General features: G+C 37.3%; 18 protein-coding genes. 10 read left to right on the forward strand and 8 right to left on the reverse strand.

The genetic code is table 11. The features are described 5' to 3' along the window. Positions 1-5 precede the first annotated feature (5 nt). The 3 genes from IQ215_RS10860 (at position 6) to IQ215_RS10870 (ending at position 3,541) form a co-directional block, all read left to right on the forward strand. Positions 6-959, forward strand: a complete 954-nt coding sequence (locus IQ215_RS10860) for a PhoH family protein (RefSeq protein ID WP_193801336.1) — start codon at positions 6-8, stop codon at positions 957-959. Between the two features lie 101 nt (positions 960-1,060). After that, a complete protein-coding gene (locus tag IQ215_RS10865) occupies positions 1,061-3,070 on the forward strand; it encodes an RNB domain-containing ribonuclease (RefSeq protein ID WP_193801337.1) in 2,010 nt (669 codons plus the stop codon). Positions 3,071-3,073: 3 nt separating this feature from the next. Further along, entirely contained in the window at positions 3,074-3,541 is a 468-nt protein-coding gene (locus IQ215_RS10870; protein WP_193801338.1) for a phosphoribosyltransferase, read from the forward strand. Between the two features lie 307 nt (positions 3,542-3,848). On the opposite strand, the gene bchM is transcribed toward IQ215_RS10870, so the two are convergent. The 3 genes from bchM to IQ215_RS10885 all read right to left on the reverse strand — a co-directional run bounded on the left by bchM (position 3,849) and on the right by IQ215_RS10885 (position 6,888). Next, positions 3,849-4,547 (reverse strand): magnesium protoporphyrin IX methyltransferase, encoded by a 699-nt coding sequence (gene bchM / locus IQ215_RS10875; RefSeq protein WP_193801339.1) that lies wholly within the window; start codon positions 4,545-4,547, stop codon positions 3,849-3,851. An 89-nt stretch (positions 4,548-4,636) separates the two neighbouring features. After that, positions 4,637-6,712, reverse strand: coding sequence for an AAA family ATPase (locus IQ215_RS10880; RefSeq protein WP_193801340.1), 2,076 nt, complete (start codon positions 6,710-6,712; stop codon positions 4,637-4,639). Continuing rightward, positions 6,709-6,888 (reverse strand): hypothetical protein, encoded by a 180-nt coding sequence (locus IQ215_RS10885; RefSeq protein ID WP_193801341.1) that lies wholly within the window; start codon positions 6,886-6,888, stop codon positions 6,709-6,711. Before IQ215_RS10885 ends, IQ215_RS10880 begins: the two co-directional genes overlap by 4 nt. Before the next feature lie 75 nt (positions 6,889-6,963). Here IQ215_RS10885 and IQ215_RS10890 point away from each other — a divergent pair, with 75 nt between their 5' ends. The 6 genes from IQ215_RS10890 (at position 6,964) to IQ215_RS10915 (ending at position 13,140) form a co-directional block, all read left to right on the forward strand. Then, the gene (locus tag IQ215_RS10890) at positions 6,964-8,484 is read left to right on the forward strand and encodes a hypothetical protein (RefSeq protein ID WP_193801342.1); all 1,521 of its coding nucleotides are present in this window, start codon (positions 6,964-6,966) and stop codon (positions 8,482-8,484) included. A gap of 19 nt (positions 8,485-8,503) precedes the next feature. Further along, positions 8,504-9,427 (forward strand): Hpt domain-containing protein, encoded by a 924-nt coding sequence (locus IQ215_RS10895; RefSeq protein ID WP_193801343.1) that lies wholly within the window; start codon positions 8,504-8,506, stop codon positions 9,425-9,427. A gap of 76 nt (positions 9,428-9,503) precedes the next feature. Next, positions 9,504-9,782: a hypothetical protein gene (locus tag IQ215_RS10900; RefSeq protein ID WP_193801344.1), complete on the forward strand. Its 279-nt coding sequence runs from the start codon at positions 9,504-9,506 to the stop codon at positions 9,780-9,782. Positions 9,783-9,826: 44 nt separating this feature from the next. After that, on the forward strand, positions 9,827-11,128 hold the full coding sequence (locus IQ215_RS10905; protein ID WP_193801345.1) for an HlyD family efflux transporter periplasmic adaptor subunit: 1,302 nt from the start codon (positions 9,827-9,829) through the stop codon (positions 11,126-11,128). Continuing rightward, entirely contained in the window at positions 11,125-12,276 is a 1,152-nt protein-coding gene (gene devC, locus IQ215_RS10910; protein WP_193801346.1) for an ABC transporter permease DevC, read from the forward strand. The genes IQ215_RS10905 and devC overlap by 4 nt, the downstream gene beginning before the upstream one ends. A gap of 129 nt (positions 12,277-12,405) precedes the next feature. Further along, on the forward strand, positions 12,406-13,140 hold the full coding sequence (locus tag IQ215_RS10915; protein WP_193801347.1) for a DevA family ABC transporter ATP-binding protein: 735 nt from the start codon (positions 12,406-12,408) through the stop codon (positions 13,138-13,140). A 15-nt stretch (positions 13,141-13,155) separates the two neighbouring features. On the opposite strand, the gene IQ215_RS10920 is transcribed toward IQ215_RS10915, so the two are convergent. Further along, complete coding sequence (locus tag IQ215_RS10920; protein WP_193801348.1) at positions 13,156-13,521, reverse strand: hypothetical protein; 366 nt, start codon at positions 13,519-13,521, stop codon at positions 13,156-13,158. 241 nt (positions 13,522-13,762) lie between these two features. Between IQ215_RS10920 and purU the strand changes: the two genes are divergently transcribed. Continuing rightward, positions 13,763-14,629: a formyltetrahydrofolate deformylase gene (gene purU, locus IQ215_RS10925; protein ID WP_193801349.1), complete on the forward strand. Its 867-nt coding sequence runs from the start codon at positions 13,763-13,765 to the stop codon at positions 14,627-14,629. Positions 14,630-14,870: 241 nt separating this feature from the next. On the opposite strand, the gene IQ215_RS10930 is transcribed toward purU, so the two are convergent. From IQ215_RS10930 to sixA, 4 genes are all read right to left on the reverse strand, one after another. Further along, a complete protein-coding gene (locus IQ215_RS10930; protein ID WP_193801350.1) occupies positions 14,871-15,041 on the reverse strand; it encodes a metallothionein in 171 nt (56 codons plus the stop codon). 99 nt (positions 15,042-15,140) lie between these two features. After that, positions 15,141-15,536, reverse strand: a complete 396-nt coding sequence (locus IQ215_RS10935) for a Fur family transcriptional regulator (RefSeq protein WP_193801351.1) — start codon at positions 15,534-15,536, stop codon at positions 15,141-15,143. A gap of 498 nt (positions 15,537-16,034) precedes the next feature. Beyond that, positions 16,035-17,180, reverse strand: a complete 1,146-nt coding sequence (locus IQ215_RS10940) for a citrate synthase (RefSeq protein WP_193801352.1) — start codon at positions 17,178-17,180, stop codon at positions 16,035-16,037. 133 nt (positions 17,181-17,313) lie between these two features. Further along, positions 17,314-17,820 carry a phosphohistidine phosphatase SixA gene (gene sixA, locus IQ215_RS10945; RefSeq protein ID WP_193801353.1) on the reverse strand — a complete coding sequence of 169 codons (507 nt, stop codon included), beginning with the start codon at positions 17,818-17,820 and terminating at the stop codon, positions 17,314-17,316. Positions 17,821-17,913: the final 93 nt, after the last annotated feature.

Here is a 17,913-nt window from a genome sequence, read left to right on the forward strand (position 1 = left end):
ATTCAATGTCAGAAGATTCTCAAACTATTTCCCTTCCTAGTGTTGAAAGTGCGATCGCCCTTGCGGGTAAACAAGAAGAAAACCTAAAATACATAGCTAAAATGACGGGGGCAAACCTATCATTGCAGGGGCAAGACGTAGCCATTTACGGAAAAGCCAAACCCGTAGCTAGAAGTATAGAAATTGTAAAAGCCCTAGAAGCCTTGTGGTTAGAGGCAAAACCGATCACCGAATCAGACATATTAGTAGTATTCCATGCCCTGGATACTCACAAAATGGAAGAATATGAGCGAATCCAAAAAGAAGTATTAGCCCGTACCAGAAGCGGTGAGTCAATTCGTGCCAAAACCTTTAAACAAAGACAATATATTCAAACTATCCAAAAATATGATATTACCTTTGGTATTGGGCCTGCGGGTACAGGAAAAACATTTTTAGCGGCAGTTTTAGCCGTCCAAGCCCTATTAAATGATGAATGTGAAAGATTAATCTTAACTCGTCCTGCGGTGGAAGCAGGGGAGAAATTGGGCTTTTTGCCGGGGGATTTACAACAAAAAGTTGACCCTTTTTTACGTCCTTTGTATGATGCTTTATATCAATTCATTGAGCCGATCAAAATTCCTGAATTAATTGAAAAAGGAAAAATAGAAGTAGCCCCCATCGCTTACATGAGGGGTAGAACCTTAAGTAATGCCTTTGTAATTGTGGATGAGGCACAAAACACCACCCCAGCCCAGTTAAAAATGGTCTTAACTCGCCTTGGTTTTGGGTCTAAAATGGTGGTAACGGGGGATATAACTCAAACTGATTTACCGAATCAACAACAGTCTGGGTTAATTGTCGCTTCTAAAATTTTGCAAGATGTGGAAGGAATTGGTTTTTGTAACCTTACCCAAGCCGATGTAATTCGTCATCCCTTGGTTCAAAAAATTGTGGCGGCCTATGAAAGACATTTTTAGAAGAAAATCAGCAACGCCAATATTTGTTGACTTTACACATGGGCGTAATAATCTTAAACTTGATTATGTTGCTTATCAAATCATAGTAAGAAGGGTTCAGGGTGGAAAAAGGAACGCTAGTAGAATTCAAGGTTAATGGCGATCGCCGCTTAGCAGTAATCGAAAAACCAGAAGGAAAAAAAGATTGGATTGCCATAGATAAAAATGGAACAAATCATAAGATTAGACCTCAAAAAATTGATTATCTTGTAGAAGGAGAAACCTTCAAATCATCAGACATAGAAAAATTTAGTCAAGAAGTAGAAAAATACTTAGATCCTTCTAGCCTTGAGATAGCATGGGAATTGTTAATGGAAGAATCAACCCCCATCACCCCTGCAGAATTAGCGGGGTTAATTTTTTCCGAAGAAACTCCCCTCCTTTGTTACGCATCTTACTTATTACTATCGGAAGATAAAATATATTTTAAAAAGAAAGGGGATATTTATGAACCTCGTTCAGCTACTCAGGTAGAAGAAATAAAGCATCAAATTGACATTGAAACCCAAAAAAGAAAAGAAAAAGAAGAATTTTTTACACGGTTAAACCAAGCCCTAGCAGGGGAGGAGATAAGCTGGACAGATAATGACTTAGTTAAACTAGATTTTGTAGAAAGATGGGTATTACAACCCGATAACCCCCCCAAACAAGTCCAAGAAATTTTAGAAAATATTGGTCGCTCTAAAACTGTCCAAGAAGCATGGCAGTTATTGATTGATTTGAAATTGTGGAGTGAGCATGAAAACTTATTTTTGCGCCGCAGCTCCTATCCAAATAATTTTCCTTTAGAGGTAGCAGAAATGGCTCAATCGATTATCTATAACCTTTCTAAAGGAATAGAAATTCCCGATCCCCAACCTCGTTTAGATTTAACCCATCACAAGGTATATACCATCGATGATGAAAGTACCAAGGAAATTGATGATGGTTTGAGTGTGGAAACCCTTGATGATGGTAGTTTACGTTATTGGATTCATATTGCCGATCCCACCCGTTTAATTACCCCCCATGATGAGTTGGATTTAGAAGCCCGTAAACGTAGTACCAGTTTATATTTACCCACGGGAATGATTCCGATGTTTCCCCCTGTGTTGGCCACAGGCCCCATGAGTTTAGTTCAGGGTCAAATTTGCCCGGCTCTTAGTTTTGGGGTGACTCTTGATGAGCAAGGGGGCATTCAGGACTATGAAATACATTCTACCTATATCAAGCCTACTTACCGCTTAACTTATCATGATGTGGATGAAATGTTACATCTGGATATACAAGCTGAACCAGAGGTTAAACAGTTGGCCCATGCTTCTAAGTTGCGATCGCAATGGCGCAAGGATAATGGTTCGGTAATGATTTCCATGCCTGAGGCAGTGATTAAGGTTAAGGGGGAGGAGGATGTTAGTATTGAGTTACTAGATGATTCTTATTCTCGTTCCTTGGTGGCAGAAATGATGATTCTCACAGGGGAAGTGGCCGGGCGTTTTTGTCAGGAGCATAATATTCCTGTGCCTTTTCGTGGACAACCCCAGCCTGAGTTACCACCCCAAGAGGAGTTAATCTTGCTTCCCGCAGGCCCGGTGCGCTCGTCTGCTATCCGTCGTTGTATGCCCAAAAGTGAAACGGGTTTATCTCCCATTCGTCATGCTAGTTTGGGTTTGAGTGCTTATACTCAGGTAACATCTCCCATTCGTCGTTATACGGATTTGTTGGCTCATTTTCAGATTAAGGCTCATTTACGGGGGGATGAGTTACCTTTTGGGAGGGATGAAATGCAATCGATTTTGTTCAATGTTACTTCTACTTCTTCCGAGGCGGTGTTGGTGGAGAGACAAACTAACCGTTATTGGACTTTACAATATTTGAAGCAACATTCTGATGAGATGTGGGAGGTTTTGATGTTACGCTGGTTACGGGAAGATGATCGTTTGGCTCTGATTCTTTTTGAGGATATAGGTTTAGAGTTTCCTTATAAGTGCGATCGCCCCATAAAACTAGGGGAAACTTTCATGTTAGAAGTGGCTTATTGCGATCCCCATCGAGACGAAATCCGCTTTAGGGAGGTTGTTATCCCCACATAAATTATGGAAACTAATCAGGCTCAACAATTAGTTTGCTCTTGGTCAGAGTTTTGGGGTTATTGTGAAACAGTGGCTCAAGCTATCATGGAGCGTAATCAAGATTATACTCAGGCGATCGCCATTATACGAGGGGGATATTATCTAGGAGATTATCTTTCCCGTCGTCTTCACTTACCTTTGGGGGTGATTGTGGCTAAGAGTTATTCTGATGATAATGCTCAGGAAACCTTAACCATGGGGGAGTTTTCCTGGGTGCAAAAACCCTGTGGTAAAATTTTGTTAGTGGATGATTTGGTCGATAGTGGTATTACCATGGAAACCATTAAACACAAGCTAATTAAAGAACATAGGGTAGAAGTAGATACGGCAGTAATTTGGCAAAAATCCCACGCTAGGTTTAAACCTGATTATTATCATAGCGTTACTCCTGCGGATTTTTGGATTGTGCAACCTTTTGAAAACGAGAGTTAATATCAAGTTCCGATAATTCGTTATAGATAGATTGTATCTTCGTAGTTGCCTCACCGTGTAAAAAATGGACAATTGACAATTAATAAACTCTAACCTGCCACCTGCAACCTCACTCTAATTTGCAAATAATCAAGGGGACTTAATATTATAAGGTTAACAGTGTAGGCAGTGGAGTTGTTAACACTAAACTTATCAAGAAAAAGCAACGGAAAATAAGATATTCGGGTTTACTTTTGTTGAAAAATTGAAGATTAATTCTCGATTATCAATTTTGTCTCATTACAAAACCTAACACTTAATACCTAAATTACCTGACGGCTTCTAAAAGACGAGAATAATAAAAACTGGTGCTAGTCATTTCTTGACGCTTAATTTTAAAACCATTATCCCCAAGAATTTTAATAATATCTTCTTCCTTATGTTGATAAGCCCTTGTGGTTTTACTAGGGCCTGGAAAAAACTCACCAATTTTCTTTAAGATAGTTAAAAAGGGGGTTTTAGGTGCAAAACTCAAAATTAGTCGAGATTTTGCCAAAGAGGCAAGGTGACTAATCATTTGGGCGGCATCTTCGGTGGGATAGTGAATTAAGACATCTAAACAAATAACAGTATCATATTCCCCTCGAATAGATTCTAAATCCTGCACTGCTAATCTAACGTTACGGGGATTTGTCATCACCTGTTTGATTTTTTCAGCAGCTTCCCCTACCATTTTTCCAGATATATCACTGGCGAAGACGGTGGCACCTTCTTGGGCAAGGGGAATGGTTAAACTACCAACTCCACATCCTGCATCACAGATAGATATTTGGGATAGATTGCCATCATCTTGTAACCACTTTACTACTTTATCAATGGTTTGTTGATGTCCTTGGCGAATGTCTAATTGTACTTTATTTACTGTACCATTGCCATAGATGTTGCGCCAACGCTCAAATCCTGTGGCGTTAAAGTATTCTTTGACAACTTTTTTATCGTCAATTTTGTTTTTTATGGTGGTTGTCATGGTAATTTCTGAGTTTTGTTATTTTCCCTAGGGATTGTTTTTAATCGTCATGATTGCGGATACAATCCTTTAATTTACCAGAATTTTCTTTAAGTTGTCACGGTGGGTAATACTTCGATGATTTCGGTATATTCAAATTGATTGTCACTTTGGGTAACTAGGGGATATGATTTTCCATTAATGGTGATATAGTCTTCTTGGCTATCTTGTTTGGGTGAACGATATACTAATACGTATTGACGGTTAATATATTTATCCATCTGTTTTTCTACTTCTATTCTCCATTGGGTTTTGGTGACTAATACCACCAGTTGATTAGCTAATTGGGGAATGGCTTTAGCTACTTGGGTGCGGTAGATTTCGTCTAGGCTACCGAAGGGGGAATCCATGATAATGGGAAATTGATGGGCTGAGGGTTTGACGATACTATTTTCTTTTGACCATTGTTTTACCATGTCGATGATAGCACCGATAAAGGAAAGACTTAGGATTTGATTTTCTCCTGTGGAGGCGGCTACGTCAAGGGGGATGCCTGAGGTGTTTTCGATGAGGTTTAATTCATAGTTTTGGTTGAGTTGTGGTTGGTAAGGGGTGAAGGAGATGGAGTTAAATATTTGTTGTAGTCTTTTTTGGAGGGCGAGGCGAAATTGATTTTCTAGTCTGATTTTTACTTCTTCTAGACATTGGATTGATTCTTCGGTGGCGTTGATTCTTTGTTGGGTTAGTTGATATTTTTGGGCTTTGATTTCTTGTTTTTTGATAGTTTTTTCGAGGTTTTTAATTTCTTCGGTGATGGTTTCTATTTGTAGGTTTGTTTCTCCTTGATTGAGGGTTAGTTTTCGGATATGTTGTTCTATGTTGTCTAATTCTTGTTGGGCTGATTGAATATTTTTGTCGGGATATTCTCTTAGTTGTTGGTTTATTTTATCGATTTCATTTTCTATGTGGCTTAGTTTTTCTCGATATTGGGCAATTTGATATTGATATTGGTCTATTTCTTGGTATATTTTGTCTGGCTGAGATTCAATGGCTTTTATTTGGGCATCTAAGCGAATGGCTTCTTCTTCTATTTTGGCAACCCCTGCTTTATTCATCCATGTTTTTACTTGTTCATGGGGTTGATTTCCTTCCATTAATTCTGTGCCACAAATACAGCGTTTTTGTTCTAATAGATGGTTAACGAATTCTTTTTTAATTCCGCTGGGAAGTTGTCCTTTTTCCCTTAGTTTATCTACTATATCATGGAAGGGTGCGATCGCCCCTAGAAGATAAATTAAATAACCTTGACGAGAAAGAATCTTTTTGATTTTTTGACGATGATTTATTAATTGATGACGATAATCTTTAGCGTCTTTTAATAATTGATTTCTTAATGTTTCTAAGTTTTTTATCCCACTCATTTCCAATAGTTGTTGGGAAATTTTTTGTTTATCCTCTTCTAGTTTTTTTAAACGATAAATAATTAAGTTATTTTGCTTTTCTTTATCTTCTATTTCTTGTTCTAATTTATTTTTTTTAATAATATTTGTTTTTACTTCTATATCTCCTAACAATGAAAGTTCACTTTGTAGGGTTTTTCTGGCATTTTTTAGATGAACAATAGCTCTTTCTAAAAGTTTTACTCCAATTAATTCCTTCGTATCTTCGGCTATTTTTTTTCTTTCTCCAGAACGAAAAATATGTTCTATTTGTTCTCCATCAAAAAAGAAATATTGATGTAAACTACTGGGTAAAATATTCTCGATAATATCTTCTGGTTTTTCGTGGGGATATTTCCATGTACCGTCATCACCCCTAATCATCATTGATAGAGTAGATGGACTATTTTCAATTTTATTCTGACTATTTAAACAAGCAAAACATCTTCTTTTTACTTGATAGGAGACATAATTATGATCAAAGACTATTATTACTGAACATTCTACATTTACGCCCTTACTTACTTCATTAATTGCCCTTTTATTTATTAATAACTGTGGTGAGGAAAAAGCGGGGGTGAATTTATCATACAATACCCATGTAAAAGCATTTAATAAAGTTGTTTTACCAGCTCCGTTATTACCATGAATAATGGTAGTGTGTTTTTCTCCTCCACTAAAGTTAATTATGGGGGTTTCTCCATAAAACTGTCTAAAGTTATTAAGTTGTAAGGATATTAATTTCATTGAATATTTTGCTTGATTATTTTTACTATATCATCATTAATATGGTGTTTATTTTTATTGTATAATCTTTCTCTTTCTAAAACTAAAACCTGTTCAATGATTTTTTGAACTTCTGGTTTAGCTTCTTGAATTGGTTGATTAATTTGTTCTAAGTTAATAAGGTTACTTTCGAGCATAATGTTATATTATATATTGCCTTTATACAAAGAAATTATCGTTAAATATATTATTAACAATAAAAGTAATATGTTATGAAAAAATATCTTCCTTTCGTTATTTTAGGTCTAAGTGCGATCGCCTTTCCCCTATTATTATATGTATTATCAGGAATAAAAGGTTTAATGGCAGGAATCCTCTTAGTAGCAACAGGGGCATACCTCTACAAATACCCTCAAACTAGTCTATCTCTACTATTAATATATCTATGTTTCGGAGGCACCATAACCTACTTAATCCCCAATACCTATACCATTGATGGTGCCTATATCCGCTTCACCTCTCAATATGCCATCCTGCAAGTTATCATCGACGTATTTTATCTCCCCGCCCTGATAGCCATTATCTTAAGCTACAAAAAAGAAGATTATCAAGAAAACTATCAAAAATATCGTGCCATAATTTGGGCAACGATAGCCTTTTGCTTAGTCACACTATTACACTTCCTCTTTATCAATGTACCTAATCACTTACAAGGAGAACAAGGAAACCCCATATTAGTGGGTATTATTGGCTTAAAAATATGGTTAGGATATATACCCTTAATCCTATGTGGATATTATCTAATTAAAAGCAAAATTCATCTTCGTAAAATAATTCAACTACAAATAATTTTAATTATCATCTGCTGTCTTTTAACCCTATTCCAATATTATGCCCTCACCGCAGGACTTTGTATCGGCAGTGTCGATTTACCCGCCCCCACCTTTAATCGCACCAGTTTACAAGCAAGATGTTTAATTGGAGGTGCTTTACTGTATTACCCCGATTGGAATTTAATTCGTTTGCCAGGCACATTCGTTGCCCCTTGGCAATGGGGTTGGTTTTTAATTTCAAGCATCTTTTTTGCCACCGTGGCGACTATCATTTTAGAGGAAAAAGTTTGGAATTATCTTAGTTGGTTTACTTGTTTTTTATTAATAATTGTTAGTATTATTTCAGGACAAAGAATAGCTTTACTATTAGTACCTTTATTTTTAATAATTTTACAACTAATTATCGAAAATAAAAGAAAAAAAATATTAACTAAAATAGGAATAATTACATCAATAATTATATTAAGTTTAAATCTAGGTTTTGTCCAAAGTGCCATTAATAATTTTATGGGGCGCTGGAGAGTATCCCCCCCCACCAACTTTTTTATTGATACCTTTGCCACTGTTTTGGAAAATCAAAATAGCATTTTTGGTAACGGAGTAGGAGTTACCCTCAGTGCAAGTAGAAGATTTGGCAGTATCAAATTAATAGAAATATTTCCAGCTCAATTGCTTTATGAAACAGGATTTTTAGGACTCATATCTTTTTATACCTTCGTGACAATCATTGTTATTTTCACCTATAGAGCCTATGAAAAAATAGAGGAGAAAAACATCAAAAAAGCAGCTCTATGTTTATGGATATTTATTTTATTTATCAGTTATAATCCATATTATTATCCCCTAGTTGTAGATCCTGTTAATATTTATTACTGGCTAACCATTGGTATATTATTAAAGCTACCTAGTATAGAAAAAAGTTCAGAATTAGCTATGATTGTAGATGAAGATCCTAGTTGATATTGTGAGGTAGAACGCTGTGGATGGTGGTAATAACGATAAAATCGTCGGCTACTTTATCGAAGAAGCTAAAGAACATTTAGAAACCATAGAAAAAGGGATTTTAGATTTATCCTCAGTTATCGAAGATGAGGAAAGCGTTAACGAATTATTTAGGGCGGCACACTCCATTAAAGGGGGGGCAGCAATGTTAGGTTTTACCAGTATTCAAACCACCGCCCACCGTCTTGAAGATGCTTTTAAAGTAATTAAAGATAAAACCGTTGAACCTGATCAAACCTTAGAAAGTCTTTTCCTGAAAGCATACGATATTCTACAAGATTTACTAGAACGGTTGCAAGGGCCCTTTGGCTTAAAAGATGAAGAAGGGGAGGGAATTTTACAAGCGGCCGAACCCCATTTTGTGGAATTGCAAAATTATCTCTTACAATTAGTAGATGGGGATATTCCTAAAGCGCCTAAAGTTACCTCCGAATCGGTTAGGGCTTCTACTCCTTCCTTGATTGCTGTGCCTAAAGATGACATTGTTGGTGAAGTAAGACAGTTGTTACAAAGAATGTTAGTAATTTTTAAGCAGGAGTCAACCCCAGATAATCGTCAACAGTTAGAGGGGATTTGTGATAAGTTGATTAACCTTGCCCCTGAGGAGAATGGCTGGAAAAATCTTTTAAAATCGGCTCAAAAAGCCATTGGTAATCCCAAACATTCCTATCGTCTTCTTGCACCTGTGGTGATTAAGGAAATTAAGTTGGCGGGGGATTGTTTGGAGGTAGGAAAAGGCTCAGAAATTGCACCATCTCAAGGTTTAGAGCAACTTGCCCAATCCAAAATGCCCCAGATTTTGCTAACATTAGATCCAGAAACTGCGGCAGATACTCTTTCTCAGGTGTTTAATCGGGAGCAAATTTCCCGTTTAGTCAATTTGTTACAAACCACCGGCTAATGGAAAGTATCTTTTGTGGGTAAGAAGCTCGAAATAAAATCGTTTTCTGGTTAATGAATAAATTTCAATGGAGCTTATGTTACCAATTATTACCCGTTTTTTGGAAGATTACTATATCTATTTGAAGCCCCTATATTTTGTGGGGGCTTGGGTGTTTATATTTTTATTGGGTGGTAGTATTTTTCGAGGGCTAAGGGAGGCAGTGAAGCGTAGTCGGGAAATGCACGAAATTCCTTGCACCCATTGTCAGTATTTTACCAATGATTATCGCTTAAAGTGTACTATTCAACCTAATATTGCTAATACGGAGTTAGCGAGGGATTGTCCTGATTTTAGGGTTGAGGAAAACTGGTAAGATGAAGATATGTTACATACATTAATCATTACTGACAAAAAATAATGAGCGATCGCACCTCAGTCTTCGCCGATAATGGTAAAAAATGGATAATCCTATCCGCCATCCTAGGAGTAATAACCCTAGGGGGGAGTGCCATTTATGTCATGCAAAGGACAAACTCTCAAACCCAAGGGCAAGAATCTACACCCCCTCCCACGGCTACCATTGAGGCAGTGAGTGCTTTGGGGCGAATTGAACCCGAAGGGGAAGTTATCACCGTTGCAGCCTCTCCTAGCATGGCTGGAGCGAAAGTTAGAACCCTATTGGTATCCCAAGGAGATTTTGTGGGCAGGGGAGAGGTTATCGCCACCACCACCGACTACGATACTAAACAGGCGGAATTGGAAAGGGCAAGAAAAGATTTAGAAGTAGCCAGGGCAAATCTTGCCATCGTTAGGGCAGGGGCAAAGGAAGGAGAAATTAACGCCCAAAAAGCAACCATCGAAAGATTACAAGCCCAAATTGCTACCCAAAGGGAGGTAGATAACGCCCGTATTAGTCGTCTGAGGGCGCAAATTACCTCCGAGAGAGTAGAAAGACAAGCTACGGTGGAAAGACTCGAGGCGGAGTTAAATAATGCCCAAAACGAATTACGGCGCTATCAAGATTTAGTTAGGGATGGGGTGGTTTCTCAATCGGAATTTGAAACTAGGGAATTAACTTTTCAAGCTGCCCAAAAACGTTTTCAAGAATCGGAAGCTACTTACCAAAAAACCGTTGATACCCTCAATGCTCAAATTAGTGAATTAGAAGCGGTGGCAACCCAAAATATTCGCACCCTAACTCAACAGATAAACGAAGCCCAAGCCCGACTAGAGGAAATTAGGGAAGTTAGAGGGGTAGATGTGGCGGCCTCTGAGGCGGAGGTTAACCGCGCCCTTGCGGGGGTTAATCAGGCGGAAATTGAGCTAGAGTTAACCCAAATCAAAGCCCCCATCAATGGACAAATCATTGAGATAAAGGCGAGGGAGGGAGAAAACATTGACAATGCCCAGGGGGTGGTAGAAATGGCTAACACTGAACAAATGTTGGTGGTGGCGGAGGTTTATGAAACTGATATTACCAGGGTAAAGTTGGGGCAAGAAGCAACTATTGAAAGTGAAAATAATACTTTTACTGACACTATCAGGGGAAATGTGGTGGAAATTAGTAGCAAAATTGGCAAGAAAGATGTCTTGGAAACTGATCCGGCTGCCAGTATTGATGCGAGGGTTGTGGAAGTAAAAATAGCGGTTAATCCTGAATATAATGATATTATAAATGGTCTTATTTATTCACAAGTATTTGTACAAATTTTATTATGAAAATACCTCTAGCTTGGTTACAATTAAGTAGGGAAACTATTAGATTATTAATTGCGATCGCAGGTATTAGTTTTGCAGATCTTTTGATGTTTATGCAGTTAGGTTTTAAAAGTGCTTTGTTAAAAAGTGCAGTTACTGTCCATGAACAAATAGAGGGAGATGTTTTTTTATTAAGTCCTCAATCAGATGCCCTAATTTCTATGAAAAGTTTTTCTTCCCGTAGGCTACAACAAGCCCTAGGATTGGAAGGAGTAAAATCTATTAACTATGTAAATATTGGTTTTGGTATCTGGAAAAATCCTCAAAATCAATCCACAAGACAAATAATGGTAATCGGTTTTAATCCTAAAGAACAGCTTTTTAAACTCCCTGAAGTACAAGAAAATTTAAATCAATTAAAATTATCTGATGTGGTTTTATTTGATGATAAATCAAGACCAGAATTTGGACCTATTCCCCAATGGTTTAATGAGGGAAAAAGTGTCACCACCGAAATAAATGAAAGGGAAGTTTCTGTTGGGGGGTTGTTTTCCATTGGTTCTAGTTTTGGTGCGGATGGTAATTTAATTACCAGTGATTTAAACTTCTTAAGAATTTTTCCTGATCGAGATAAAAATTTAATTGATATGGGGGTAATTCGCTTAGAAGAAGGAGTAAATTATCAGGCTGTAATTAACACTTTAAAACAAAAGTTTGATCAAGGGGATGTGGTAGTTTTATCCCGTGAAGAATTTGTCGCCTATGAAAGAGAATACTGGGAAAATAGCACCGCCATTGGCTTTATTTTCAACCTTGGGGCGCTGATGGGTTTGATTGTGGGTATCGTTATTGTTTATCAAATTTTATATACTGATGTGGCGGATCATCTTCCTGAATATGCTACCCTTAAGGCCATGGGTTACACTAATAATTATTTGTTGCGTCTGGTGTTTCAACAGGCTTTTATCCTTGCTTGTGTGGGTTTTATCCCCGGGATTGGGGTTTCTGCCCTTCTTTACAATGCGGCAGCAGGGGCAACGGGTTTACCTATTTACATGACGGTTTCCCTTGCTTCTCAGGTTTATATTCTAACATTGGGTATGTGTTTTGTGTCAGGGGCGATCGCCGTTAATAAGTTAAAGTCAGCTGATCCTGCGGATATATTTTAAGATTAAAAAAGATAGGAAATAAAATAATGATTCTTAATTAGACTTGTTGTGAATATAATGGCTTCTCAAAGCCCAAGTTTTTTACTATTAAGCATAAAAAATCTTATTCTATGAAACAAAAATAAAAATATGTTAACTTCAAAAGCCGAATTAAACACCGAAAAAAAAATAAAAAATCAGGAAGATAATAAAGTAGTCGAAATTAAAAATCTAGACTTTTATTATACAAATAATAAATTAACTAAACAAATTCTTTTTGATATTAATTTGACCCTCGAAAAAGGGGAAGTTGTAATTATGAAAGGGCCTTCTGGTTCAGGAAAAACCACCCTTTTAACCTTAATGGGTGCTTTGCGTAGTGCTACCCATGGTAGCCTAAAAGTATTTGGCAAAGAGTTAGTCGGTGCGGGGGATAATCTTTTAATTGAAACTAGAAAAAACATCGGTTATATTTTCCAAGCCCATAACTTATTAAAGTCTTTAACTGCTAGGCAAAATGTACAAATGTCTATGGATTTACACCCTCAATTCTCTTCCGAAGAAGGCAAAAAAAAATCCATTGAAATGTTAGAAGCAGTGGGTTTAGGTTCTCACATTGACTATTATCCTGAAAATTTATCAGGGGGGCAAAAGCAGAGGGTAGCCATTGCCAGGGCATTAGTATCTCACCCCAAAATGGTATTAGCAGACGAACCCACGGCAGCCCTTGACAGTAAATCTGGCCGTGATGTGGTGGAAATTATGCAAAAGTTAGCGAAAGAACAAGGTTGTACTATTTTAATAGTAACCCATGACGATCGCATCTTAGATGTGGCTGAAAGAATTATTGAGCTAGAAGACGGAGTTTTGGACATTAAGGATTAGTTAGAAACTTTTTAATTAACGTTTTCCTTTCATGCCCTTATGGGAAAGAAAATCAGGAACATTTTGAGGTAATAACCATGAGGGGAGGGGTTGATGTACTAAAGTTTGATAACGATAAAAATTAAGGGCCTCAAATAAAAACCCTACCACCGCACAGGTAGCACCAATGGTAAGAATACCCATACTACCAGAGCCATCACCAAAAATGGTAAAAAAGTTCCAAGTATGTTCATAACCTTTTTCTGCCAAAAACCCAAGGGCTGGGATATATGCCATGAGGTAAAAGAATACTAAAATTAATACGCATACAATGATGGGAGTGGCAAAACTCACTAAACTGGTTAGTAATAAAGAGAAAAAGAAAGATAACCACATATTCATAATCTATCACTCCTGATGGAGTCGGTGAATGGTTAATGGATAATTTACAATAGTAAAATTATTGCTATTTAAATTACTATTTTTAGGTTAAGCCCTCAAACTATAAATTTCACCAAATTGACAAGAATCTTAAAATAAGATTAAATATCTTGACATAAACACATTTTTAGTGTAAAGACTTATAAACTTGTTTAACAATAACCATCTTAATACTTAACAAACAGAAAAGAAACTATTAACTATGGGGAAATCTCCGAGCAAAGAAACCGCAACATTATTAGTATCTTGCCCAGATCAACAGGGTTTAGTAGCAAAGATAGCTAACTTTATATATTCTAATGGTGGTAATATTATTCATGCAGATCACCACACGGATTTAGAAGCGGGTTTATTTCTCTCTCGCATTGAATGGCAATTGGAGGGTTTTAATTTACCTAAGGATTTAATTGATGCCGCCTTTGGTGCGATCGCCCTTCCCCTCAAAGCCACATGGCAACTACACTTTTCCGAAAACATTCCTCGCCTTGCCATTTGGGTAAGCAAACAAGATCATTGTCTCTATGACCTATTATGGCGCATCAAAGCCAAAGAACTAAAAGCCGAGGTAGGATTAATCATTAGTAACCATCAAGACTTAGCCCCCGTAGCCCAACAATTCGACATCCCCTATCACTATATTCCCATCACTAAAGAAAATAAAACCGAACAAGAAGCCAAAGAAATTGAAATACTCAAAAAAGCCCATATCGACTTAGTGATATTGGCAAAATATATGCAAGTATTAAGCCCCCAGTTTATCCAACAAATACCCAATATTATCAATATTCACCATTCCTTTTTACCTGCCTTCGTAGGGGCAAAACCCTATCACCAAGCATACTCTAGGGGAGTTAAAATTATCGGTGCCACAGGGCATTATGTGACCCAAGATTTAGACGCAGGGCCTATCATCGAACAAGACGTGGTAAGAATTAGTCACCGTGACACCGTTCCTGATTTAATTAGAAAAGGAAAAGACTTAGAAAAAATAGTCCTTTCCCGTGCCGTCAGGTTACATCTCCAACAAAGGGTATTAGTATATGGTAACAAAACCGTGGTTTTCGGATAGAAGTCAAGGATATTGAGAATATTACGAAGAATTATCCATTTTCAATTATTATTTTTGACCTCAGTTCGGGATTTGCCAGTATGGTAGGGGACGTACCATGGCACGTCCGTACAGGTTACAGGGGATGGGGAGTATGGGAAATGGGGAGTAAGAGTAAAATAGTTCAATTATTCATTGTCAATTGTCAATTGTCAATTATTCACCCCTTTACAAGACTATAAATTTTATCCCAAACTCCAGGTTATTTATGACATCCACACCCAGTATGTCCACAACCACTACTACCACTAGGATGACCATCAGCACAAGCCTGACAACAATAATAGTGATCATTTTTTTGCACTGCATCACTCAAATTAACGATACATAAACAAGAGGGACAAGCACACTTCATTTGCGTTACGGTAGTCATATTTTTTTCTCCTAAATACAGTTAGAATTTGATTTATGTTTATATGTTAACACATGAACAGGTGTTCAGGTATTGATTATAAAAAAATTAATAATGATTTTATTTTTCGGTATATTGTTGTTGACACTCATTACAAAGACCAAAAAACTCTAAGGTATGATAATAAACTGTAAATTTTTGTGAAGCACACCATTGATGTAGTTGTTCATCCACAGGGCAATCATCTAAGGGAATGGACTCACCGCAGGAAACACAGTTAAGATGATGGGGATGATGTTCACGTTTGATAACGCTGTAGAGAGATTCACCAGTGGAGGAGATTCGCTCTTGAATTAAGCCATCTTGATGTAGAGCTTTTAGGCTACGATATACCGTTGCTAAACCAGTGCTAGAGCCTTTTTCCCTTAATTTGAAGTGTATTTGTTGGGCGCTAATTTCTCCTTTTATTTTTTGAAGTAAATCGAGGATAAGTTGTTGATTTTTAGTTGGTCGCATTATATGGAGGGAAAATTAATGATAATTGATGATAAAGGATTATATATCTTATTTTATCAAGACAATGGATAGAATGAATCGATGATACATCCACAATCTATGGCAATGGTACAACAACTTTAGATCTTTTAATGATATTTGGTGCGATCGCCCTTAAAAAATCTTCTTATCCCGTCCCCGCAAAATTATAAAGCAAAAAAACTTGACATAATAAAAATCCCTATGTTAGATTATTAACAAATAAACCTTTTAGAGTTTAACCGTTCAGGAAGAAAGGAGGTGATGCCCATGGTTGATAGTAGTAAAACTTTGGGTTCTCTAGCTGGGCAAACTGATCTGAGTTCTGGAGCTATTCTTTAAAATATAATTCTGATTTGGTCATTGGTACATTTACGAGAGTTATTTAAAAGTTTCATCCAGCAGTTACAGTGAAACCCTATAGGGAATCCCTAACTTAAAAAGCCCTTGGAATATCCGAGGGCTTTTTGATTGATTATTTTATGAGCGCTCTTCTATAGGAACATAAACCCCATCTTTTTGTCCTACATAAATTTGAGTAGGTCGGAAAATGCGATTGACAGCCAACTGTTCGCGCCAGTGAGCCAACCAACCAGCCACACGGGAAATGGCAAACATTGGAGTAAACAAATCAGGTTTAATGCCCAACTTGCGATATACCAAACCAGAATAAAAGTCCACATTTGCATAAATACCCTTGTGTCCTAGCTTTTCCGCCACAACCCTTTCAACCTCTAGGGCAATATCATAATATTCATCATGACCCGTAAGCTCAAAAAGTCTTTCCGCTAACTGTTGTAGAATTCTAGCACGGGGATCTTTCACCTTATAGACTCGATGACCAAAGCCCATAATTTTCTTTTTGTTTTCAATACAATCTTCAATGTAGGGTCGTACATTTTCGATAGAACCAATTTCCTCTAACATGGTCAATACCTCCTCATTCGCCCCCCCATGGAGAGGACCGGCCAAAGTACCCACAGCAGAAGCCACCACCGCATAAGGATCAGTTAAAGTAGAAGCTGTTACCATAGCAGAGAAAGTAGAAGCATTCATCGTATGTTCTGCATGAAGCATTAAACACACATCAAAAATACGAGCTTCTAACGGTTCTGGCTCTTTTTCCGTGAGCATATAAAGGAAATTGGCAGAATAATTAAGATCATCATTAGGCTTAACAGAATCATTCCCCCGACGCATTTGAGAAAAAGCCGCCACCATAGTGGGAATTTTTGCCAAAATTCTTACCACCGCATCTCTAATATATTCCTCCTTATCCAAAGCTCGACGAGAATAAAAAAGCCCAAGGGCTGCCGCCGAAGTTTGTAGAGCATCCATGGGATGACCACTTTCAGGAAAACACTTCATCATATCTCGAATATGATATTTAATTCTACGGTGGTTATTTATATCCTCTTGAAAATCATCTAATTCCTGTTTACTAGGTAGTCTGCCCCAAATTAATAAAAATGCCGTTTCCAAAAAGGTACTTTTAGTGGCTAATTCTTCAATATTGATGCCTCTATACTTTAAGATACCTTCCTTCCCATCAACGTAACTGATACTAGATTGGGCTACGGGTACTCCTTCTAAACCTGGTTTATACTCACAAGCTGGTTGTGCCATTTTTATACCTTATACAAATAAATATATTAAGTGAAAATAACTGATTTTTAGTTTCTTATAAGTCATAGGAGATACTAAACGACTGTTAGAGTATCTGGGACTTTCATTAAATTCCATTGTTAACCTTCCCCTGTCAACTGTCAATTGTTGTTAACAACCACTTGGGGGAAATGAGTAAAAATATTTCACCATTACCAAGAGGATTATAAATATCGAAAATATTGATACCGATTATTCCTGCTTTTTTCAAGGTGATTTTTTTTGCACTTTTTCCCCATATCAGTGTTTCTGCCCAGTTTCCGAGATCTGGTTGATGACCTACCAGGATTAATTTATCATCTTTACTATAGCTTGAGTTTTGTAGGCTATGAAGCCATGGTTGAATGTCTCCATCGGGCATTAGATAGTTACGTTCTTCTATTTTTGGAGCAATTTTATGTTCATAGAGAATTTCGGCGGTTTGTTTAGCTCGAACATAGGGGCTAGTAATAATCAGGTTACAGCAGTTTTCAACTTGTTTCAATTTTTGGGCTACTTGGTGGGTTTTGGCGATGCCTTTGGGGGTTAATGCCCTTTCGGGATTATCTTCCCCTGCGATTCTTTCTTGGGCGATACCATGGCGAACAAAATATATTTTCATAACCTTAGTTTTGGATAATGGTTGTCAATATGGTTAGGTTTCAGGTTTCGGATTTCAGGTTGCAGGTGATAGTTTGTTAACTGCCCATTGTCT

The organism is Cyanobacterium stanieri LEGE 03274 (assembly GCF_015207825.1).
GTDB classification, from domain to species: domain Bacteria; phylum Cyanobacteriota; class Cyanobacteriia; order Cyanobacteriales; family Cyanobacteriaceae; genus Cyanobacterium; species Cyanobacterium stanieri_B.